General features: G+C 71.1%; 19 protein-coding genes and 1 tRNA gene. 12 read left to right on the top strand and 8 right to left on the bottom strand.

Going from position 1 to position 21,942, the window contains the following annotated elements; genetic code table 11:
• Window positions 1-238: 238 nt before the first annotated feature.
• Complete coding sequence (locus AB0O07_RS13575; protein WP_365631449.1) at window positions 239-862, bottom strand: TetR family transcriptional regulator; 624 nt, start codon at window positions 860-862, stop codon at window positions 239-241.
• A gap of 93 nt (window positions 863-955) precedes the next feature.
• Between AB0O07_RS13575 and AB0O07_RS13570 the strand changes: the two genes are divergently transcribed.
• On the top strand, window positions 956-2,563 hold the full coding sequence (locus AB0O07_RS13570) for an MFS transporter (protein ID WP_365631447.1): 1,608 nt from the start codon (window positions 956-958) through the stop codon (window positions 2,561-2,563).
• 174 nt (window positions 2,564-2,737) lie between these two features.
• Window positions 2,738-3,178 carry a peptidase inhibitor family I36 protein gene (locus AB0O07_RS13565; RefSeq protein ID WP_365631445.1) on the top strand — a complete coding sequence of 147 codons (441 nt, stop codon included), beginning with the start codon at window positions 2,738-2,740 and terminating at the stop codon, window positions 3,176-3,178.
• Window positions 3,179-3,192: 14 nt separating this feature from the next.
• Here the strand turns inward: AB0O07_RS13565 and aceE are convergent, their stop codons facing one another.
• On the bottom strand, window positions 3,193-5,925 hold the full coding sequence (gene aceE / locus AB0O07_RS13560; RefSeq protein WP_365631443.1) for a pyruvate dehydrogenase (acetyl-transferring), homodimeric type: 2,733 nt from the start codon (window positions 5,923-5,925) through the stop codon (window positions 3,193-3,195).
• 440 nt (window positions 5,926-6,365) lie between these two features.
• On the opposite strand from aceE, the gene AB0O07_RS13555 reads away from it, so the two are divergent.
• The 6 genes from AB0O07_RS13555 (at window position 6,366) to AB0O07_RS13530 (ending at window position 11,078) form a co-directional block, all read left to right on the top strand.
• Window positions 6,366-6,803, top strand: a complete 438-nt coding sequence (locus tag AB0O07_RS13555) for a DUF3052 domain-containing protein (RefSeq protein ID WP_365631441.1) — start codon at window positions 6,366-6,368, stop codon at window positions 6,801-6,803.
• Window positions 6,804-6,958: 155 nt separating this feature from the next.
• Window positions 6,959-7,435, top strand: a complete 477-nt coding sequence (locus tag AB0O07_RS13550; RefSeq protein WP_365631439.1) for a peroxiredoxin — start codon at window positions 6,959-6,961, stop codon at window positions 7,433-7,435.
• A gap of 128 nt (window positions 7,436-7,563) precedes the next feature.
• Window positions 7,564-8,139, top strand: a complete 576-nt coding sequence (locus AB0O07_RS13545; RefSeq protein ID WP_365631437.1) for a TerD family protein — start codon at window positions 7,564-7,566, stop codon at window positions 8,137-8,139.
• A gap of 195 nt (window positions 8,140-8,334) precedes the next feature.
• The gene (locus tag AB0O07_RS13540) at window positions 8,335-8,910 is read left to right on the top strand and encodes a TerD family protein (protein ID WP_365631435.1); all 576 of its coding nucleotides are present in this window, start codon (window positions 8,335-8,337) and stop codon (window positions 8,908-8,910) included.
• Window positions 8,911-8,961: 51 nt separating this feature from the next.
• Window positions 8,962-10,101 (top strand): DUF475 domain-containing protein, encoded by a 1,140-nt coding sequence (locus tag AB0O07_RS13535; RefSeq protein ID WP_365631433.1) that lies wholly within the window; start codon window positions 8,962-8,964, stop codon window positions 10,099-10,101.
• Window positions 10,102-10,346: 245 nt separating this feature from the next.
• The gene (locus AB0O07_RS13530) at window positions 10,347-11,078 is read left to right on the top strand and encodes a Tellurium resistance (RefSeq protein ID WP_365631431.1); all 732 of its coding nucleotides are present in this window, start codon (window positions 10,347-10,349) and stop codon (window positions 11,076-11,078) included.
• Between the two features lie 93 nt (window positions 11,079-11,171).
• On the opposite strand, the gene AB0O07_RS13525 is transcribed toward AB0O07_RS13530, so the two are convergent.
• A complete protein-coding gene (locus AB0O07_RS13525; RefSeq protein ID WP_365631429.1) occupies window positions 11,172-12,104 on the bottom strand; it encodes a TerD family protein in 933 nt (310 codons plus the stop codon).
• A gap of 229 nt (window positions 12,105-12,333) precedes the next feature.
• On the opposite strand from AB0O07_RS13525, the gene AB0O07_RS13520 reads away from it, so the two are divergent.
• The 3 genes from AB0O07_RS13520 to AB0O07_RS13510 all read left to right on the top strand — a co-directional run bounded on the left by AB0O07_RS13520 (window position 12,334) and on the right by AB0O07_RS13510 (window position 17,188).
• Complete coding sequence (locus tag AB0O07_RS13520) at window positions 12,334-13,497, top strand: HpcH/HpaI aldolase/citrate lyase family protein (protein ID WP_365631427.1); 1,164 nt, start codon at window positions 12,334-12,336, stop codon at window positions 13,495-13,497.
• A gap of 50 nt (window positions 13,498-13,547) precedes the next feature.
• Entirely contained in the window at window positions 13,548-16,334 is a 2,787-nt protein-coding gene (locus tag AB0O07_RS13515) for a phosphoribosyltransferase (protein WP_365631612.1), read from the top strand.
• A gap of 86 nt (window positions 16,335-16,420) precedes the next feature.
• Window positions 16,421-17,188 (top strand): HAD family hydrolase, encoded by a 768-nt coding sequence (locus AB0O07_RS13510; RefSeq protein ID WP_365631610.1) that lies wholly within the window; start codon window positions 16,421-16,423, stop codon window positions 17,186-17,188.
• 19 nt (window positions 17,189-17,207) lie between these two features.
• Here AB0O07_RS13510 and AB0O07_RS13505 read toward each other — a convergent pair whose 3' ends face one another.
• The 4 genes from AB0O07_RS13505 to AB0O07_RS13490 form a co-directional block, all read right to left on the bottom strand.
• Window positions 17,208-17,438 (bottom strand): zinc ribbon domain-containing protein, encoded by a 231-nt coding sequence (locus AB0O07_RS13505; protein ID WP_365631425.1) that lies wholly within the window; start codon window positions 17,436-17,438, stop codon window positions 17,208-17,210.
• Window positions 17,439-17,448: 10 nt separating this feature from the next.
• The gene (locus AB0O07_RS13500; RefSeq protein WP_365631608.1) at window positions 17,449-18,009 is read right to left on the bottom strand and encodes a DUF4383 domain-containing protein; all 561 of its coding nucleotides are present in this window, start codon (window positions 18,007-18,009) and stop codon (window positions 17,449-17,451) included.
• Window positions 18,010-18,229: 220 nt separating this feature from the next.
• Window positions 18,230-19,528, bottom strand: coding sequence for a hypothetical protein (locus AB0O07_RS13495; RefSeq protein WP_365631606.1), 1,299 nt, complete (start codon window positions 19,526-19,528; stop codon window positions 18,230-18,232).
• Window positions 19,529-19,783: 255 nt separating this feature from the next.
• On the bottom strand, window positions 19,784-20,608 hold the full coding sequence (locus AB0O07_RS13490) for a DUF4097 family beta strand repeat-containing protein (RefSeq protein WP_365631423.1): 825 nt from the start codon (window positions 20,606-20,608) through the stop codon (window positions 19,784-19,786).
• Between the two features lie 293 nt (window positions 20,609-20,901).
• Here AB0O07_RS13490 and AB0O07_RS13485 point away from each other — a divergent pair.
• Window positions 20,902-20,973 (top strand) — tRNA-Val (locus tag AB0O07_RS13485).
• 118 nt (window positions 20,974-21,091) lie between these two features.
• Here AB0O07_RS13485 and AB0O07_RS13480 read toward each other — a convergent pair.
• On the bottom strand, window positions 21,092-21,412 hold the full coding sequence (locus AB0O07_RS13480) for a hypothetical protein (protein WP_365631421.1): 321 nt from the start codon (window positions 21,410-21,412) through the stop codon (window positions 21,092-21,094).
• Between the last annotated feature and the right edge of the window lie 530 nt (window positions 21,413-21,942).

Below are 21,942 nucleotides of genomic sequence, written 5' to 3'. Positions count from 1 at the left end.
CGGGCGGATGAGGATTGAACCGTCGGTAACCTCACCGAACGTGTGGCGGGGCACACACTGCGGCGGGCGGCGCGGGGGTTCGCGGGGCCGTCGTACGGCGGTGGGCGCGGCTACGGCGTGGCGGCCGTTTTTTCGCCCGAATGGCCCCTTGTGGGCGGTGGGCTCGGGCGTTCCTGTACGGGGGCGACGCGTTCCCCGTGCGGGGTGCGGGGTGCGGGGTGCGGGGTGCGGTGCGGGCTCAGCGCCAGTCGTCCGTGAGCAGCCTCGGGGTCAGTTGTTCGAGGCACGCCACGGTCAGCCGGCCCAGCTCCGCCAGGGTGCACTCCTCGCCCCGGCCCCAGATCCGGCTGGTGGCCCGTACGACGCCGGTGAAGGCGGCGACCGCGACCCGGGGTCTCACATCGGTGTCGAGGTCCAGGCCCTGGCGCTCCGCGATCAGCCGGGCGACGGTCTCCTCCAGCTCCGCGGAGCGGCGCAGATGGGCCGCGAGCAGCTCCGGGGTCGACTCGACCATCCGGAACGACGCCATGTAGAGCTCCATGGGCACGGCCGACTCGATCGTGTCGGCCATGGACTCCCAGGCGGTGGCGACGGCGTTGCGCATCGCCTCGAAGGGACCCTCGCCGGCCGGGCGGGCGCGGAGCGCGTCCACGAAGGTGGACTCCACGAGGTCGACCACCGCGAAGGCCACGTCCTCCTTGCTGGCGAAGTAGCGGAAGAACGTGCGCTGGGAGACCTCCACGGCGCCCGCGATCTCGTCGACGGTGGTCGCGCCGTACCCCTGCGAGGTGAACAGTTCGAGCGCGGCGCGGAGCAGGGACTCCCGGGTGAGCTGCTTCTTCCGGTCGCGCAGTCCGGTCACCGTGGAAACCTCACCTCTCCGAAGCGTAACGTGGGAGTTACTTGCTTATGAAATGGTTTGTCAAGTGTCAGAGGCTGACACTATCTTTTCGGTATGACTAGTCAGACCACCCTCGACAAGGTGCCGCCGTCCCCGGAGCCCCCGGAACCGGCGCCCTCCCAGGGGCGGCGCGGCCACCCTTGGCTGACTCTCTTCTCCGTGGCCATCGGCGTCATGATGGTGGCGCTCGACGGCACCATTGTGGCGATCGCGAACCCGGCCATCAAAACCGACCTCGGGGCCTCGTTCGCCGATGTCCAGTGGATCACCAACGGCTACTTCCTCGCCCTCGCCGTCGCGCTGATCACCGCGGGCAAGCTGGGCGACCGCTTCGGCCACCGGCAGACCTTCCTCATCGGCATCGCCGGGTTCGCCGCCGCGTCGGCGGTGATCGGGCTCTCCAGCGGCATCGCCGTGGTGATCACCTTCCGGGTCCTCCAGGGGCTCTTCGGCGCCCTGCTCATGCCGGCCGCGCTCGGCCTGCTGCGGGCCACCTTCCCGGCCGAGAAGCTCAATATGGCCATCGGCATCTGGGGCATGGTCATCGGCGCCTCGACGGCCGGCGGGCCGATCCTCGGCGGGGTCCTGGTCGAGCATGTGAGCTGGCAGTCCGTCTTCTTCATCAATGTGCCGGTGGGCGTGCTCGCCCTCGTCCTCGGCTCCCTGATCCTGCTGGACCACCGGGCCGACAACGCCCCGCGCTCCTTCGACATACCCGGCATCGTGCTGCTCTCCGGCGCCATGTTCTTCCTGGTCTGGGCGATCATCAAGGCCCCTGAGTGGGGCTGGGGCGCCGGGCTCACCTGGCTCTTCATCGCCCTCGCCGTGGTCTCCTTCGGCGGCTTCGCCTACTGGGAGACCCGGGTCGCCGAGCCGCTCGTACCGCTGGCGCTCTTCCGCTCCGTACCGCTCTCCGCCGGTGTGCTGCTGATGGTGCTCATGGCCGTCGCCTTCCTCGGCGGGCTCTTCTTCGTCACCTTCTACCTCCAGAACGTGCACGGGATGAGCCCCGTCGAGGCCGGTCTCCACCTGCTGCCGCTCACCGGCATGATGATCGTGGGCTCGCCGCTCGCCGGACTGGTGATCACCAAGGTCGGCCCCCGGATCCCGCTCGCCGGCGGCATGGTCTTCACCGCCGTCGCCATGTTCGGCATGTCCACCCTGGAGACGGACACCAGCGGCGTCACCATGTCGGTCTGGTTCGCGCTGCTCGGCTTCGGCCTCGCCCCCGTGATGGTGGGCGCCACCGAGGTCATCGTGGGCAACGCGCCCATGGAGCTCTCCGGGGTGGCCGGCGGGATCCAGCAGTCCGCCATGCAGATCGGCGGCAGCCTCGGTACGGCGGTGCTCGGTGCCGTCATGGCCTCCAAGGTCTCGGACGACCTGCCGGGCAACTGGACGGCGGCGGGGCTGCCGCCGCTCACCGCCGAGCAGTCGGGTCCGGTGACCGAGGCGGTCCAGGTCGGGATGGCGCCGGTGGCGCCCGGCACGCCGGCCGAGATCGCCGGGAAGATCACGACGGTCGCGCATGACACCTTCATGTCCGGCATGGGGCTGGCGTGCCTCGTCGCGGCCGGGGTCGCCGTCGTGGCGGTTTTTGTCGCGCTGCTGACGAAGCGCGGTGACAACGCGGACGCCGCGGGCGCGAGCGTGCACATCTGACGTCAATCCCAGATTGACGGGGCGTCAACCGCGCGCCCACGACGGCCCCGCCGGAAGGTTTCGGCGGGGCCGTCGCCTATCCGGGTGGAGGGCGGCGGCACCCCCTTCCGGCGGGCCGCGCCGCAGGTCAGAGTGGTGGGGACCGCACGACAGCACACACGGGGGCAGAACGACATGACCACTCAGCCGCGTACCGCCATCACGACCATCACCGCACTGGCCGGGGCCGCCGTCGGGGCGCTCGCCCTGACCGTCCTGGCGCCGGGGACGGGCGCCGCAGCGCCGAAGACCACAGCGCCGAAGACCGCGGCGCCGGCCGCTCCCGCGCCGCGCCTCGGGGCGTGTGCGGCGGGAGAGCTCTGCCTCTGGGCCCGCGAGGAGTTCAAGGGGGCCCGGTGGACCCATGAACTCTCCTCCACCGACATCGACAGCTGCGTGCCGCTCCCGGCGGGGAGCACCGCCCACTCCCTCGCCAACCGCACCGGCCGGCCGGTCACCACGTACCAGTCGGCCACCTGCGACGAGACCGGGGAGTTCGAGACCTACCCCGGCAAGGGGACCTGGCTGCCCAGCTCCCCTTACCGGGTGCGCGCCTTCAAGATCTGGGAACGATGAACCGCCGCCGAGCGTCAGGCGTCGCCGCCCGCCTCGCCCGGGTCGGCCGCCGACGCGTCCAGCAACTGGTAGCGGTCCACCGCCTGCTTCAGCGCGGACCGGTCCACCTTCCCCTCCTTGGCCAGCTCCGTCAGCACCCCGAGCACGATCGACTCCGCGTCGATGTGGAAGAAGCGCCGCGCCGCGCCCCGCGTGTCCGCGAAGCCGAACCCGTCCGCGCCCAGCGACTGGTACGGGCCGGGCACCCAGCGCGCGATCTGGTCCGGCACCGAGCGCATCCAGTCCGAGACCGCCACGAACGGACCCGCCGAACCCGAGAGCTTCCGTGTCACGTACGGGACACGCTGCTCCTCCTCCGGGTGGAGCAGATTGTGCCGCTCCACCTCCACCGCCTCGCGGCGCAGCTCGTTCCACGAGGTCGCGGACCACACGTCCGCCCGGACGTTCCACTCCTCGGCGAGGATCCGCTGCGCCTCGACCGCCCACGGCACCGCCACACCCGAGGCCAGGATCTGGGCCGGGATCTCGCCGCTCTCGCCCCGGCGGTAGCGGTGGATCCCCTGGAGGATGCCCTCCACGTCCACGTCGGCGGGCTCGGCCGGATGCCGGATCGGCTCGTTGTAGACGGTGAGGTAGTAGAAGACGTCCTCGCTCTCCGGCCCGTACATCCGGCGCAGCCCGTCCTGGACGATATGCGCGATCTCGAAGCCGAAGGCCGGGTCGTAGGCGACGCACGCCGGGTTGGTGGAGGCCAGCAGATGCGAGTGGCCGTCGGCGTGCTGGAGCCCCTCGCCGGTCAGCGTCGTACGGCCGGCGGTCGCGCCCAGGACGAAACCGCGCGCGAGCTGGTCGGCCATCTGCCAGAACTGGTCGCCGGTGCGCTGGAAACCGAACATCGAGTAGAAGACGTAGACCGGGATCAGCGGCTCGCCGTGGGTGGCGTACGCGGAGCCCGCCGCGATCAGCGAGGCCGTGCACCCGGCCTCGGAGATGCCGTCGTGCAGCATCTGCCCCGTAGGCGACTCCTTGTACGCGAGGAGCAGCTCACGGTCGACGGACTCGTACTGCTGGCCCAGCGGGTTGTAGATCTTGGCGCTCGGGAAGAACGAGTCCATCCCGAAGGTGCGGTACTCGTCGGGCGCGATCAGCACGAAGCGCCTGCCGATCTCCTTGTCCCGCATCAGGTCCTTGAGGAGCCGTACGAACGCCATCGTGGTGGCGATCGACTGCTGGCCGGAGCCCTTCTTCACCGCCGCGTAGGTCTTCTCGCCGGGGAGCGCCAGCGGCTTGGCGCGCACGACGCGGGTCGGTACGTACCCGCCCAGCGACCTGCGCCGGTCGTGCATGTACTGGATCTCCTCGGAGCCCCGGCCCGGGTGGTAGTACGGCGGGAGGCCGTCCTCCAGCTCGCGGTCCGCGATCGGCAGGTGGAGCCGGTCCCGGAAGCCCTTGAGGTCGCTCACGGTGAGCTTCTTCATCTGGTGGGTGGCGTTGCGGCCCTCGAAGTTCGGCCCGAGCGTCCACCCCTTGACGGTCTGCGCCAGGATCACCGTGGGCTGGCCCTGGTGCGCCTTGGCCGCCGCGTACGCCGCGAAGACCTTCCGGTGGTCGTGCCCGCCGCGCCCGAGGTGCAGGATCTGGTCGTCGGACATGTGCTCGACCATGGCGCGGAGCCGTACGTCGTCGCCGAAGAAGTGCTCCCTGATGTACGCGCCGGTCTCGGTGGCGTACGTCTGGAACTGGCCGTCCGGCGTCGTGTTCAGCCGGTTGACCAGCACCCCGTCGCGGTCCTGGGCCAGCAGCGGGTCCCAGGAGCGGTCCCAGACCAGCTTGATCACATTCCAGCCGGCGCCCCGGAACTGGGACTCCAGCTCCTGGATGATCTTGCCGTTGCCCCGGACCGGGCCGTCGAGGCGCTGGAGGTTGCAGTTGACGACGAAGGTCAGGTTGTCCAGGCCCTCCCGGGCGGCGATGGAGAGCTGGCCGAGCGACTCGGGCTCGTCCATCTCGCCGTCGCCGAGGTAGGCCCACACATGGGAGCGGGAGGTGTAGGCGATGCCGCGCGCCTCCATGTAGCGGTTCATCCGGGCCTGGAAGATCGCCCCGAGCGGGCCGAGGCCCATCGATACGGTCGGGAACTCCCAGAAGTCCGGCATCAGCCGCGGGTGCGGATAGCTGGAGAGCCCGTACGGGGCCTTCGACTTCTCCTGGCGGAAGGCGTCGAGCTGGGTCTCGCTGAGCCGGTCCAGCAGGAAGGCACGGGCGTAGATACCGGGCGAGGCGTGGCCCTGGAAGAAGATCTGGTCGCCGCCGTCGCCCCCGTCCTTGCCCCGGAAGAAGTGGTTGAAGCCCACGTCGTAGAGGGAGGCGGAGGAGGCGAAGGTGGCGATGTGGCCGCCGACCCCGATCCCCGGGCGCTGGGCGCGGGAGACCATGACCGCGGCGTTCCAGCGGGTCGCGTTGAGGATCTTCCGTTCGATCTCCTCGTTGCCGGGGAAGAACGGCTCGTCCTTGGTGGCGATGGTGTTGACGTAGTCCGTACTGCGCATCTCGGGCACGGCCACGCGCTTCTCGCGGGCCCGTTCGATCAGCCGGAGCATGAGATACCGGGCGCGCTCCCGGCCGCGTTCGTCGACAGCGGCGTCGAGCGAGTCGAGCCACTCCTGGGTCTCTTCGGGATCGAAGTCCGGGACCTGGCTGGGCAGGCCGCCAATGATGATCGGGTTGCGATCGGATCCGGAAGCCACGCTTGTCCTTCGCTGGTCGGTCGTGTCGCGCCCCGCACGCCGATCATGCGGTCGCGCGCCGTCGGGTTACCGCTCGGCGCCGGTACTGCTGCCGCGTAGGGGTACGGCGGGGGTACATGACGCCGCATCCATGGTGTACCGAGACGACGGAAACGTCATCTCTACTGAGGGGTAACCCCGATCCTCCGGGAAATTCCCGGCTCGGGGGCGCTCCCGGGAGGCATACCATGGCAAAGAAGGAAGAAACGCGTGGCCCGGTTCCCGCGCGGCGCGGCCGGAGTGACGGCAGTTGCGGCGAAGGCGCCCGGAAAGTCACCGTTTCGGCGGTCTCGGCGGCCGGGTACTTGCGCGATCCGCCCCGCCCGTGTGGACTACGGCCAATGCCGCGCGTACGCGCACGGCCCGAAGCGTTGAAACGAAACATGATCAGGAGGCAATCCGTGAGCGCGACCGCGGACCACGCGGAGGAACGGACCAACCCTGCCGCACGGCTTGGGTTCGAACCCGGACAGGTGGTCCAGGAGATCGGCTACGACGACGACGTCGACCTCGATCTCCGCGAGGCCATCGAGGCCATCATTGGCCAGGAACTCGTCGACGAGGACTACGACGACGTGGCGGACGCCGTCGTCCTGTGGTTCCGGGACGAGGACGGCGACCTTACGGACGCGCTGGTGGACGCCATCGGTTTGATCGAGGACGGCGGGGTGATCTGGCTGCTGACACCCAAGACGGGCCGCGACGGACATGTCGAACCGAGCGACATCAACGACGCGTCCCAGACCGCGGGTCTCTCCCAGACCAGGAGCATCGCCGCCGGCAAGGACTGGAGCGGCAGCCGGCTCGTCACGCCCAAGGCGGCGAAGAGCAAGCGCTGACCCCGGCGCCGTGACCCCAGGTCGCCCAAGGGCCCCCGCCGACCTCGTCGGCGGGGGCCCTTTGCGTAGGCTCGGGGGTACACCCGGCGGGTGAGGCGGCTGCCGTCCCGGCAGCGCGCCCCGATCCGCCGCGCCTTCGAAAGGACGTGCATCCCATGGCGATCGAGGTCGGCACCCCCGCCCCGGACTTCGAGCTGAAGGACAACCACGGGCGGACCGTGCGGCTCTCCGACTTCCGGGCGGCCGACGCGGCCGGCGGCGCCAAGAACGTGGTGCTGCTCTTCTACCCCTTCGCCTTCACCGGCGTCTGCACCGGCGAGCTCTGCGCCCTCCGGGACGAGCTGCCCTCGTTCGTCAACGACGACACCCAGCTCCTGGCCGTCTCCAACGACTCCATCCACACCCTGCGCGTCTTCGCCGAGCAGGAGGGCCTGGAGTACCCGCTGCTCTCGGACTTCTGGCCGCACGGCGAGGTCTCCCGCGCGTACGGCGTCTTCGACGAGGAGAAGGGGTGCGCGGTGCGCGGCACCTTCATCATCGACAAGGAGGGCGTCGTCCGCTGGAGCGTCGTCAACGCCCTGCCGGACGCCCGCGACCTGGACGAGTACGTCAAGGCCCTCGCCGCGCTCTGAGACCAGGGCCGCACACCCTGCCCGCGCCACGTCGTGTATCGGCCACCGAATGGCGGCGTGGCCGGGAACCGGTCACTAGGATCCAGTCGTTGATCGGACGGAAACGCTTCAATCATTAGGGAGGACTCGTGGGAGTCAGCCTCAGCAAGGGCGGCAACGTCTCGCTGACCAAGGCCGCGCCCAACCTGACCGCGGTCACCGTGGGTCTGGGCTGGGACGTACGCACCACCACCGGAGCCGACTTCGACCTCGACGCCAGCGCCCTGCTGACGAACGCCGAGGGCAAGGTGGCCGTCGACGGGAACTTCGTCTTCTTCAACAACCTCAAGAGCCCCGACGGTTCCGTCGAGCACACCGGTGACAACCTCACCGGTGAGGGCGAGGGCGACGACGAGTCGATCAAGGTCGATCTGGCCTCCGTCCCGGCCGATGTCGACAAGATCGTCTTCCCTGTCTCGATCTACGAGGCCGAGAGCCGCCAGCAGTCCTTCGGCCAGGTGCGCAACGCGTTCATCCGCGTCGTCAACCAGGCGGACAACAACGAGCTGGCCCGGTACGACCTGAGCGAGGACGCCTCGACCGAGACCGCGATGGTCTTCGGCGAGCTCTACCGCAACGGCGCCGAGTGGAAGTTCCGCGCCATCGGCCAGGGGTACGCCTCGGGCCTGCGCGGCATCGCCCAGGACTTCGGCGTCAACGTCTGACGTCAACGTCCGGCCGGGGCCGTCCCCTTCGCACCTTTCTCCGGCGCCGCACCTTCCGGTGCGGCGCCGGACGCGTACCGGGTTCGTACCGGTCCCGGCCGGAGGGTGCGCGGGGCGGGCCGGGGACGGCATGATCTCGGTACGGCACGTACGCAATCACCGCAGAAATTTCCACCACGGGGAGGACTTACCGTCATGGGCGTCACACTCGCCAAGGGAGGCAACGTCTCCCTCTCCAAAGCCGCACCCAACCTCACCCAGGTGCAGGTCGGGCTCGGCTGGGACGCGCGCTCCACCACCGGAGCCGACTTCGACCTCGACGCCAGCGCGCTGCTCTGCCAGGCCGGCCGGGTGCTCGGCGACGACTTCTTCGTCTTCTACAACAACCTGACGAGCCCCGAGGGCTCCGTCCTGCACACCGGTGACAATCTGACCGGTGAGGGCGAGGGCGACGACGAAACGCTGATCGTCGATCTCACCAAGGTCCCCGCGCGGTGCGACAAGATCGTTTTTCCGGTCTCCATTCACGACGCCGACAACCGCGGCCAGACATTCGGCCAGGTCGCCAACGCGTACATCCGCGTGCTCAATCAGGCCGACGGCCAGGAACTCGCCCGGTACGACCTCAGCGAGGACGCCTCCACCGAAACCGCGATGATCTTCGGCGAGTTGTACCGGTACGGCGGCGAGTGGAAGTTCCGTGCAGTTGGCCAGGGGTACGCGTCCGGGCTGCGGGGCATCGCCCTAGACTTTGGGGTCAACGTTTCGTAAAGCAGTTCGCTGCGCGGGGGAGAACCCGTTAATCACCGGATGGGGTAGTCAGTGATCCTGAAAACCTTCGGCTGGTCGTTCGCCGTCACGGCGCTCGGCCTGGCCTTCGCGGCCTGGCAGTGGGGGTGGCAGGCATTCGGGATCGTGCTGATCCTGTCCATCCTGGAGATCTCGCTGTCCTTCGACAACGCGGTCGTCAACGCCGGTGTCCTGAAGAAGATGAACGCCTTCTGGCAGAGGATCTTCCTCACGGTCGGCATCCTCATCGCGGTGTTCGGGATGCGGCTGGTCTTTCCCGTCGTCATCGTCGCCATCACCGCCAAGGTCGGGCCGATCGAGGCCGTCCAACTGGCGCTCGACCACCCTGACCAGTACAAGGACATGGTCACCGACGCCCACCCGGCGATCGCCGCGTTCGGTGGCATGTTCCTGCTGATGATCTTCCTGGACTTCATCTTCGAGGACCGGGACATCCAGTGGCTGGGGTGGCTGGAGCGCCCGCTCGCCAGGCTCGGCAAGGTCGACATGCTGTCGGTCTGTGTCGCGCTGGTCGTCCTGCTGGTCTCGGCCCTGACCTTCGCGGTCGACGCGCACACCAGCACGGGCCAGGAGGACAAGACCGCCACCGTCCTGCTCGCCGGGGTCGCCGGTCTGATCACCTACCTCGTCGTGGGCGGTCTCTCCGGCTACTTCGAGGACCGGCTGGAGGAGGACGAGGAGCGCGAGCACGAGGAGGAGGAGAAGGCCAGGGCCGAGGGGAAGCAGGTCTCCGCGGTCGGCCTGGCCGGCAAGGCGGCGTTCTTCCTCTTCCTCTACCTCGAAGTCCTGGACGCCTCCTTCTCCTTCGACGGCGTGATCGGCGCCTTCGCCATCACCAACCAGATCTTCTGGATGGCGCTGGGTCTGGGCATCGGCGCGATGTACGTTCGCTCCCTGACTGTCTACCTCGTGCGGCAGGGCACCCTGGACGACTATGTCTACCTGGAGCACGGCGCGCACTACGCGATCGGTGCGCTGGCGGCGATCCTTCTCGTCACCATCGAGTACTCCATCAACGAGATCATCACGGGTCTGGTCGGCGTCGTTCTCATCGCCGCCTCCTTCTGGTCCTCCGTGCGCCGCAACAAGGCGCTCGAAGCGGAGGCCGGCGACAAGGACCCCGATGATGACAAGACGGCGCTCCACGTCTGAGCGCATGCACCGGTGAGCCCTCCCGTGAGCCGGTACGCGGGGGTGTGATACCGAGCGGATCCAGGGAACCCTGTTCAGCGGGGCGGCCATGAGGCGCGAGCCTCCTCCGGCCGCCCCGCTGTTCCATGCCCGTACGGCCTTGACACGGTGGCGGAACTGTCCGACAACAGTACTGGAACACCTTGTTACCAGGCGGTACAGGCGAATCTGCAAATATGCGGCAAACGTAGAAGTGGGGTGGGGGCATGGCCTTCTGGGACAACCTGTGGCAAGGACAAAGGGCATCGCAATTCGATTCGAGTGCGTCCAGCTCCATCGAGCTGACGAAGCGGCGCCCGACCGTCTCGCTCTCCAAGCTCGGCTCGGTCTCCGGCAACCTCCGGGTCAATCTCTCCTGGTCGATGCGGACTTCGGACATCATGGACCGCCGGCAGAGCGGCAAGCTCTTCGGCAATCCGCTCAAGCTCTTCAAGCCCGAGGTCGTCCAGGCCCACACCCAGGGCGTGGTCAACGTGGACCTGGACCTCGGCTGCCTGTACGAACTCAAAGACGGAACCAAGGGAGTTGTACAGCCGCTGGGCAACTTCCTCGGCGACCTCAACGAACCGCCCTATGTAAAGGGCAGCGGCGACGACAGGTTCGGGGCCGGTTCGGGGGAGACGCTCTACGTCAACCTCGACAAGCGGGACGAGATCAAGCGACTGCTGTTCTTCGTCTACATCTACGACCAGACCCCGGCGTTCAACCGTACGCACGCCCACGTCACGCTCTATCCGGCCAACGGCGTCCAGATAGAGATCGACCTCGACGACGACGAGCCGCAGGCCCGCTCCTGCGCGGTGTTCTCGCTCACCAACGTCAAGGGCGATCTGGTGATCCACCGCGAGGTCAAGTACGTGTACGGCTTCCAGGCCGAGCTGGACCGGCTCTACGGCTGGGGCCTCCAGTGGGGCCGCGGCTACAAGGCGAAGACCTGAGGCGGCCCGGACGGCCGGGAGCGCGTACGGCAGCCCCTGGCCGCACCTCCGCCCGTACGGCCGCCGCTGGGCGCGCTCCCGTCCGCACCGCCGCTACTGGCGGGCGAACTGCGGGCCCATCGGCGGCAGCACGAAGTGCGGGTCCGGGGCGGGTGCCGCGGCGGGGGCCGGCTGAGGGTAGCCGTACGCGGGCCGCTGCGGCTGCGGCGCCGAGACGGGCTGCGGATAGCCGTACGGCGGCTGGGCCGCGGGCAGCGCGGGCTGCGGGTAGCCGTACGCGGGCGGCTGGGCCGGGGGCGGCGGCAGCGGGACGCCGGGCTCGGTGAGCGCGCCGGCGCCCGTGGGATCGGCGCCGGGCCCCGGATAGGGGGCCGTGGCGTCGGGATCGTACTCCGGGCCCTCCCCGGCTCCGCCCGCCGCGCCCTCCGGGGCCCCGTCGGACCCGTCGGCGCCGTCAGCTCCTCCGGCGTCCGGCGCCTCCTCCGAATCGTCGACCGAGATACCGAAGGCGGTGGCGAGGCCGACCAGCCCGGTCGGATACCCCTGTCCCACGGCGCGGAACTTCCAGCCGTCGCCGCGCCGGTAGAGCTCCCCGCAGATGATCGCGGTCTCCTCGCCGGTCTCCGGCTGGACGTCGAAGACCGCCAGCGGCTCACCGTCGACGCCCTCCGCGTCGTACAGCAGGATCCGCAGATCGCTCACGTGCTGGAAGCTCGCGCCGTCCGACGAGGCGGCGAGCACCACCTGCTCCACCGACGGGTCGAGGCTCGTGAGATCCGCCTCGACGGAGTCGGTCAGCCACTCGCCGAGCTGCATCTTGGGCAGTCTGCGCACCACACCGGACGGATGCCTGGGCTGGTTGTAGAAGACGAAGTCCTCGTCCGACCTGACCCGGCCCCCGGAGCCGAGCAGCAGCGCGGAGGCGTCCACATCGGGCACCCCCGCCCCGGGTGACCAGCGCAGCACGGCTCGTACGGCCATGGCGTCGAGGGGGACGTTCGAGCCCTTGAGCATCGCGTGCGTCATACCGGCCATCCTGCCTTCCCGCCACCCGCGGCGACAACGGGGAGGCCCCTCCTCCCCCTTCCGTTCCCGTTCCGTACCGTCGGTCGTACGCCAGGTACGCCGGGGGTACCACTGAGAACCGGACGAGTTACCAGGATTTCATGCGTCCGGGGAACCGTTGACACCCGTCCATACGTACTATTACCGGCCACACGAACTACGGACCATTTGAGCGGTACGGGGGATACTGATGCGTCATTTCGGGCATATCCCGCCCGCCGTCCGGCAGGGCCTCTTCCATCAGGAGCCGTGCGAGTTCACCGACGGTTCCCCCGTCAGGCTGCTCTCCGCCGCGCTCGGCGCCACCCTCTACAGCCCGGCCACCCGGCCCTGCCTCGCCGACGACGTACTGAAGCAGCTCGGGCGCGGTGTCGTCTCCATGGTCCTCTGCCTGGAGGATTCCATCCACGACGACGAGGTCGAGGGCGCCGAGGCCAACCTGGTCCGCCACTTCGCCGATCTCGACCGGCGCCGGGCCGCCACCCCCCTGCTCTTCGTCCGCGTCCGCGAACCGGACCAGATCCCCGACCTCGTCCGGCGCCTCGGCGGCTCGGTCCGGCTGCTGTCCGGATTCGTACTCCCCAAGTTCACCGAGGAGCGCGGCATCCCCTTCCTGGAGGCGCTCGCCGAGGCGGAGGCGGCGTGCGGGCGCACCCTCTACGCCATGCCCGTCCTCGAATCGCCCGAACTCCTCCACCTGGAGACCCGGACCAAGACGCTCAACGGCATCGCCAACGCCGTCGACAAGTACCGCGAACGGATCCTCGCGCTCCGGCTCGGCGTCACCGACTTCTGCTCGGCGTACGGGCTCCGCCGCCCGCCCCACATGACGGCGTACGACGTCCATATCGTCGCCGGGGTCATCGCGGACGTCGTCAACGTGCTGGGCCGCGCGGACGGCACCGGGTTCACGATCACCGGCCCCGTCTGGGAGTACTTCCGGCTCCAGGAGCGCATGTTCAAACCCCAGCTCCGCCGCAGCCCCTTCCTCGAAGGGCGCGCCGAAGAGCTGCGCACCGCCCTCATCGAACACGACCTCGACGGGCTGCTCCGCGAGATCGAACTCGACCGCGCCAACGGTCTGACGGGCAAGACCTGCATCCACCCCTCGCACGTACCGCCGGTGCACGCCCTGTCGGTCGTCAGCCACGAGGAGTTCAGCGACGCCCAGGACATACTCCGCCCGGACCGGGGCGGCGGCGGGGTGCTGCGCTCGGCGTACACGAACAAGATGAACGAGGTGAAGCCGCACCGCGCCTGGGCCGAACGCACGCTGCTGCGGGCCGAGGTCTTCGGGGTGGCGCGCGAGGACGTGGGGTTCGTGGAGCTGCTGACGACGGGGATCGCGGAGTGAACGGGGTGAGCGGGGTGAGCAAGACGAGCGGGGTGAGCGGGACGAGTGGAGTGAGCCGGGTGAGCGGGGTGGGTGCTGCGGGCGCGGTGTGGTCGGGTACGTGGGTCGCGGAGCGGCTGGGGGTCGAACTGCGGGGCGACCCCGGGCTGCACGGGCTCCTCGGGCTCGCCCTGCGCCGTAACCCCAAGCGCGCCCATCTGCTCGTCTCCAACGTGCTCGGCAAGCACGTACCGCAGAGCCCCGCCGTCGTCCACGGCACCGGTGTCCGCCTCGGCGAGCGGGTCCGGGAGCTGCTCGGCGCGGAGGCCGGACGGGCGGTGGTGCTCGGATACGCCGAGACCGCCACCGGGCTCGGGCACTCCGTCGCCGACGGGGTGCGCCACGCGACGTATCTGCACTCCACGCGGCGGGCGGTGGCGGGCGTCGCCCGCGCGGGCGGCTTCGAGGAGGCCCACTCGCACGCCACCTCGCATCTGCTGCTCCCCGAGGACCCCGGGCTGCTCGCCTCGGACGGGCCGCTGGTGCTCGTGGACGACGAGTTCTCCACCGGCAACACGGTGCTCAACACGATCAGGGCGCTGCACGGCCGCTACCCCCGGCGGCGGTATGTGATCGTCGCCCTGGTCGACATGCGGTCACCGGCCGATCAGGGGCGGCTCGCGGAGTTCGCGGCGGAGATCGGGGCGCGCGTCGACCTGGTCGCGCTGGCGTCCGGCACGGTCGGGCTGCCCGAGGGCGTGCTGGCGCGGGGGCAGGAGCTGGTGGAGCGGTACGAGGGCGAGACTCCGGTGGCTGGGCCTGGGCCTGGGCCTGGGGCGGTGGCTTCGGTGCCGGGGACGGAGGTGTCCGGGCCGGGGACGGAGGCTTCGGGCGGGCGGGTGTCGCGGGTGGCGCTGGAGTGGCCCGCCGGGGTGCCGGACGGCGGCCGGCACGGCTTCACCCCGGCCCACCGGGCGGCGCTGGACGCCGCGTTGCCCGCGCTCGCGGGCGCGGTGGCGGCGGAGGCGGGCCCGGCCCGGCGGATCCTGGTCCTCGGCTTCGAGGAGCTGATGTACGCGCCGCTGCGGCTGGCCGAGGAGCTGGAGCGTGAGTACGGGGCGGACAGCGGCTCCGGGGACGGGGGCAGCGGCTCCGGGGACGGCTCCGGAGCCACCGGGGACGGGGCCGCGCGCGAGGTGCGGTTCTCGACCACGACGCGGTCGCCCGTGCTGGCGGTCGACGACCCCGGGTACGCGATCCGCAGCCGGCTGGTCTTCCCCGTGCACGACAGGGGGGACGGCACCGGCGGGGCGGAGCCGGAGGACGGCGACAGCGGGCAGCGGTACGCGTACAACGTCGCGGGCGGCGGCTTCGACGCCGTCGTCGCGGTCGTCGACACCGCCGGCGACACCCCGGCCCTGCACGCCCCCGGCGGCCTGCTGGCGCGCCTGGCCGAGCACACCCCGCACGTGATCCTGGCGACGCTCCCGTCGTACGTCCCCACACAGGCCCTTGACCACGTCCCCCCACCGGCCCTTGACGAAATCAAGCCCGAGCAAGCCGAGGAACCCCCCATGCTGCCCGACCCCCTCCGGGGCCCCGCCTTCTCCTCCTACCCGCCGCAGGACGTCGGCTGGCTCCTCCAGGACCTCTCGGACGTCGAACTGGAGGCGCCCACCGAGGAGCGCGAGGAGGCCATCCAGAACGGCGGCGCGCACTACGCGGAGTCGCTGCCCGTCGAGTACCAGCCGAGCGAGCGCTACCAGGCGCTCTTCGCCGCCGCCCTGGAGACCTCGGCGGCCCGGGTCGCCCGCGCCGTCGGCACCGTCACCGAGACCGTGCTCGCCGAGCGCTCGCCGCGCCCCGTGCTGGTCTCCCTGGCCCGCGCCGGCACCCCCGTCGGCGTCCTGATGCGCCGCTGGGCCCACCATCGCCACGGGCTCGACCTGCCGCACTACGCCATCTCGATCGTGCGCGGCCGGGGCATCGACGCCAACGCCCTGCGCTGGCTGGCCGCCCACCACGACCCGGCCGACGTGGTCTTCGTGGACGGCTGGACCGGCAAGGGCGCCATCACCCGCGAACTCGCGGCGGCGCTCGCCGGGTTCGAGGGCTTCGACCCGGAGATCGCCGTCCTCGCGGACCCGGGCGGCTGTGTCCGTACGTACGGCACCCGCGAGGACTTCCTCATCCCCTCCGCCTGCCTCAACTCCACGGTCTCCGGGCTGATATCCCGTACGGTCCTCCGCGCCGACCTGGTCGGGCCCGGCGACTTCCACGGCGCGAAGCACTACCGGGAACTCGCCGGGGCCGATGTCTCGCAGCACTTCGTCGACGCCGTCGCCGCCCGCTTCCCGGAGGTCGCCGACGCCGTCGACGCCGACGTCAAGGAGCTCCTCGCGGCGGACCGCGCGCCCACCTGGGAGGGGTGGGCGGCGGTCGAACGGATCAGTGAGGAGTACGGCATCCACGATGTGAACCTGGTCAAGCCGGGCGTCGGCGAGACCACCCGGGTCCTGCTGCGCCGGGTCCCCTGGAAGATCCTGGCCCGGCGCGGGGCGGGCGCCGACCTCGACCACGTACGGCTCCTGGCGGAGCAGCGCGGGGTGCCGGTGGAGGAGGTCGACGGACTGCCTTATAGCTGCGTCGGGCTGATCCACCCGCGGTATACGCGGGGGGCTACGGGGGCCGATGGTACGGCGGTGGCGGTGGCCGGGGCGGCCTCGGAGGAGCCGGTGGCGTCGGAGAAGCCGGTAGTACCGGAGTCACCGGTAATACCGGAATCGCCAGTAGTACCGGAATCGCCGGTAGTACCGGCGTCGGCGTCGGCGTCGGTGACGTCGGTGGCGTCCTCGTGAGTACGTCGCCGTCCGCCGGCCCGGTCCTGGTCGCCAGTGACCTGGACCGCACCCTCATCTACTCGGCCGCCGCGCTCGGGCTGACGATGCCGGACGCCGAGGCGCCCCGGCTGCTCTCCGTCGAGACGTACGAGAGCCGGCCGCTGTCGTATCTGACCGAGACGGCCGCCGGGCTCCTCGCCCGGCTGGCCAGCGCCGCCGTCTTCGTACCGACGACGACCCGGACCCGCGAGCAGTACGGCCGGATCCGGCTGCCGGGCCCCGCCCCGCGCTTCGCGATCTGCGCCAACGGCGGGCATCTGCTGGTCGACGGCGTCTCCGACCCGGAGTGGCGGGAGCGGGTGGCGGCGCGGCTGGCGGCGCGGTGCGCCCCGCTGGCCGAGATCAGCGCGTATCTGCGGAAGACCGCCGACCCGGCGTGGCTCCGCAAGGAGCGGGTCGCCGAGGACCTGTTCGCCTATCTGGTGGTCGACCGGGCGCTGCTGCCCGGGGAGTGGGTGGCGGAACTGACCGACTGGGCGCGGGAGCGCGGGTGGAGCGTCTCGCTCCAGGGCCGCAAGGTGTACGTCGTACCGGGCCCGTTGACGAAGAGCGCGGCCATGCGGGAGGTGGCCCGCAGGACCGGCGCCGTACGGACCCTCGCGGCGGGCGACTCGCTGCTCGACGCGGATCTGCTCCTCGCCGCCGACCGGGCGTTCCGCCCCGGGCACGGGGAACTGGCGGAGGCGGGGTGGGCCGGGGAGCGCGTGACGGCGCTCCCGGAGCGGGGCGTGGCGGCGGGCGAGGAGATCCTGCGGCGGCTGCTGGCGGAGGCGGAGGCGGAGGCGGGGGCGGGAGCGTCGGCGGGGGCCTGAACCTCCCGGTGCTTCGGTCTCAGCCGCAGCAGCCGCCCCCGCAGCACCCTCCGCCACCGCCGGACGGCCCGGCGGAGGGGGCGCCGCCCTGGGAGCCGGTGGCGCCGGTGGCGACCGCGACGGTGGAGAGCAGCTTCACGGTGTCGTCGTGCCCCTCGGGGCAGGTCGCCGGAGCCGCGGACTCGGCCATCGGGCGGCTGAGTTCGAAGGTGTCACCACAGGAACGGCAGCGGTACTCGTAGCGAGGCATGCGGCTCAGATTATCCGACGCGAGGAGACGCCCCCGGCTCCGGAAGCTCCCGTAGCGCCTGCCGCGTCTGCTGTGCCCGCCGCGCCCGCGCCTGCCGTTCCTGCCGTTCCGCCTCCTCCGGGTGGCGGGCGCGCCAGTACGGATTGTCGTGCGGCAGGCTGCCGCTGACCCGTCCGTACATCCCGAAGAACATCAGCAGCACTCCGACGACGAAGCTGAAGAGCACGTTCTGGATGTGGAAGGCGAGGAAGTTGTAACTGGTCTCCAGCAACGCCAGGTTGACGAAACCGCTGAGGATGAAGAGGAGCCCGAGGACCATATTGATGGTCGAAGCGGTGTTCCCGCCGATCACCATCCCGGCGAGCAGCAGCAATCCGACGCAGATGGAGAGGACGCTGAGCGTGCCGTTGGCGTTGAGGCCCAGGACGCGCTGGCCGCCCGTGCCGAAGAAGCCGATCCGGTCCATCAGCCCGAGGATGCCGAAGGCGATCAGGGCGAGGCCCATCAGTCCGGCGCCGACGCGGTAGACCTGGTTGAGCCGGTGGTCCAGCGGGAGCTGCTCGTCGAGCATCACGCGCCGGCGGCTGCGGCGGGCGTGACCGGGGCGTTGGCCAGAGCCGGGGCCCAGGCGGTGGCGGCCGGTGAAGTCACCGGGGGAGGGGCCGATCGCGGGGGTGGCCATGGTGGCCTCCTTCGGGCCGGTACGTATCCGTACGTTTCACCAGGATCCGCCCGTCCGGGCGCCCCGACAACTCGACCGCGGGATGGGCTCAGGGGGAGGGGGAGGGGCCTCAGTGCCCGGCGCCGCGCTCCCCGCGGATCTCCGCGACGACCTGGGCCACCCGCTGCCGTATCGCCTCCGTCTCGGTCAGGAAGCGCCAGTAGTCGGGGTGGCGTCCCTCCAGCGCGGCCACCGCCCGGTCCAGCCGCCCCACGGAGTCGTCCAGCGGGCGGGCGTGGCGCGGGTCGGGGGTGGTGCGGCCCGACATGGCCAGGCGCTGCGCGTCGCGGATGGCGAAGCGCGTACGGTCGATCTCCTGCTGCTGGTCCTTCGCGACCGCGTTCAGCCGCTGGAGCCGGTCGCCCGCCGCGGAGACCGCCTCGTCGATGCCGTCGAGGACGGCCCGTACCGTGCTCAGCAGCGCGGTCGCGTCCGGCCAGCGCTGCTCCTCGCGGGCCTTCGCCGCCTGGGCGAGCTTCTCCTCGGCCTGCCGTACGCCGCTCGCCGCCTGGGCCGGGACCTGCTGGAGGTCCTGCCAGCAGGCGGCCGAGAAGCGCCGGCGCAGCTCGCTGAGGACCGGGTCGACCGTGCCGGCGCGGGTGGTCAGGGCCTGGGCGCGGGTACGGAGCGAGACCAGCCGCCGGTCGATCTCCCGCGCGCGCTCGGGCAGCCGCTCGGCCTCCGCCCGTACCGCCTCGGCGTCCCGTTTGACCTGCTCGGCGCGGTGCAGGGTCTCCGCCACGCCGTGCCGGCCCGCGCCCTGGTTGAGCTTGGTCAGCTCCGGGGCGAGGGCGGCGAGGCGGGTGGCGAGGTCGTCGGCGCGGAGGCCGGCGGCGCGCACCGCGTCCAGGCCGTTGCTCGCGGCGAGCAGCGCCTGCCGGGCCCGCTCCACGGCGGGGGCGAGCCGGGCGAGCTGGGTCTCGGCCTTGTCGAGCAGCGGGGCGAGCGTCGACTCGAACCGGTCCAGGTCGGCCTTGACCTTGTCCAGCTCCCGCTGGGCGGCGGTCAGGTCGGAGCGGGCGCGGGTGGCGGCGGACGCCTCCAGGTCGTCCTTGTCGAGGTCGTGCGCGTCGACGGCGGTGATGTACGCGTGGCTCACCTGGTCGATCCGCTCGCCGAGCGCGGTGAACCCGGACTCGGCCCGGCGGGCCTCGGGGGAGTCGTCGACCGCCCTGATCGTCTCCATGGAGATCCGCAGGTCGCGCTGGGCGGTGTCGAGCGCGTAGAACGAGGCCGCTGCCGCGTCCTTCGCCTCCTGCGCCTCGGCCCGCAGGTTCTCGGCCCGCCCGCCGAACCACCGGCGGGTGCCGCCGCCGGCGAAGGCGGCGGGCAGGGCGGCGACGGCCAGGAGCGGCAGGGGCAGCAGCACGAGCGCGAGCGCGTCGCGGAGCGCGCGGGTGTTCCCGGCGCGGGTGGTACGGGTGTTCCCCGCTCCGGCCCTTGTCCCGGCTCCGGCGCCGGTGTCGGCCTTCCTGGTCGTTCCGGCGGCGTGTGCGTTGGCTCTTCCGTACGGCCGCGCGTGGGTCGCCGTCACATCACTCTCCCGTGCCGAGTTCGCCCTGCCCTGCCCTGGGACTCCTGGAAACCCATTGTCCCATCAGGTGATGACGAACACACGGGCCGGTCAGTTCGCGCCGCGAACCGTGATCTTCCCGTTGTCGGTGCGGGCCTTCACCACGTGGGAGCTCTTGGCGTCCTTGGGGACGGAGACGTCGATGCTCCCGTTGTCGGTCGCCGTGGTCACCGCGTAGGGCGCGCCCGCCTCGGGGACGCGGATGTCGATCGACCCGTTGTCGGTGGCGGCGTCGACGGTGTCCGGGGCGGTACGGAGCGTGAGGTGGACGGAGCCGTTGTCCGTCCGGGCCTTCACCGTCGGGGCGGTGATGCCCTTCGCCGTGATCTTCCCGTTCTGGGTCGTGAGGTCGAGCGGCCCGCGGCCGTCCTGTACGGAGATGGACCCGTTGTCGGTGGTGAGCTTCAGCGGGGTGGCGAACCCGGCCGCGGTCACCTTCCCGTTGTCCGTACGGACCTCCACGGCGACGTCCCTGGGCACGGTCACCTTGTGCAGCGCCTGGCAGTTGTTCATCAGGGCCCGGCACTTCACCTCAAGGGTGAGGGTGTCGCCGGACAGCTTCCACTCGGCCTTGGGGCCGCTCCCGAGGAAGGTCCAGCCGTCGACCTGGCGGGTCACCTCGATGTCCGGTACGTCACCGGTCGAGAGCTCGATCGCGGAGTTCCCGCCCTCGATCGTGAGCGCCTTGCCGCCGTACTCGAAGGACTTCTTCTCGACGGGTGCCTCCGACGGGTCCGCGCCGCAGCCGGCGACGGTGAGCGCGAGCAGGGCGGCGCCGGTGGCCGCGAGGAGGGTGCGGGCGGGACGGGCGGGACGGCGCGTACGAACATGGCGGTGCGCGCGGTTCTGTGCATACCCATCCGCATGGGTATGCACATGGCTATGCGTATCCGCATCCGCTTGCGCGCCGGTGTGCGGGTGCGTCGGTCGTACGGTCACGGTGGTCGTCCCCCAGGGTCTCCGCCACCGGCCCACCCGGCGACGTTCGGTACCCCCACAGGCTAGGGACCCCGGTCTCCCTTGCCCATCCGGCCGCCCACCGCCCCAGAGGTGGGGCTAACCCCCGTACCCCCTCTCCCCTCCCCTCCCCTCCTCCCTCGGCCTCGCCCGCCGTGAACCCGGGTTTGCGGTGCGGTGCGGTGGGCCATGTACGCTGGTCCCTCGTCCACGGGTGCGTAGCTCAGGGGTAGAGCGCTGCTCTTACAAAGCAGATGTCGGCGGTTCGAAACCGTCCGCGCCCACCGAGGTGAGCCGCAGGCTCGGAGGGCCCCGGACCGTTCCCGGTCCGGGGCCCTCGCCCGTTCTGCCCGTTGTGACCGCCGCCGGGTCCGGGGGCGGCGAGCCGGGGACCGTACCCGGCTACCCGGGGCTGCCCGGGGACCGGTATCCGGGGCGGCGGATGCGGGGGCCGTCGCGTACCGCCGTTCTGGGCGTTCCGCAGAACGCGCACGGCCGGCGTTCCGCTGTGATCAGGCGGCCCCGGATCCCGTACACGTAGGTGTCCCGCACCTCGCCGCCGCAGCCGTCGGTCGCGCAGGGCGCGGAGACGGCGACGGTGTGGGTGTGCCCCGGCGAGGGCGGCCGGTCGCAGACGAGGCAGGGGAACAGCGTCTTGCCGTCCTCGTTCTCCACGTAGGAGACGGCCTCGGGGGCCTTGCAGTGCGGGCAGATGAGCGCCATGGCGTCCTCTCCGGGATCAGGGCGCCGAGTCTCGCGTCGCGCGGTGCGGTGTGTGTGTCGTTCTGCCCTCCTTTCACTCGGTTGAGTGGCGGACGGGAGCCGAGGGGTGCCGGCCCGGGGGAAGACCCACCGGCCGTCGCCGGACCTGCGTTCGCCGAGGTCGACGACGGCGTCACCGGTCAGCCGGGCGCGGCACCAGACGCATACGGCGCCACGGGCCCGCTCCGGGGCGAGGCGGTCGGGGTCCGGCAGCACGAGGGCGGCGAGGGCGGCGGCCGGAACGCCCTGAACGGCCCCGGTCACCGGGGCGCCCGCACGGGAGGAAGGGGGGTCGGGTCCGGCATGGGGGGCTCCTTTACGGGCGGGGGATTCCCCGGGCGGGGCCGGGGAGTTGGAGGGGAGTTGGGAGTGGTGGGTGGTTCGGGGGATCCGGGACGGTTCAGTGGGCGGCGGCGGGGTGCCGTGCTCGCCGACGTTAGGGGCGTGGGGTGAGGGTTCGCCAGCTATGTGCAGATGTTTGCGGAAACACG

It is taken from the genome of Streptomyces sp. NPDC093085 (genome assembly GCF_040683935.1).
Taxonomy (GTDB): Bacteria; Actinomycetota; Actinomycetes; order Streptomycetales; family Streptomycetaceae; genus Streptomyces.
This window is presented reverse-complemented; position numbering and strand designations above follow the sequence as displayed.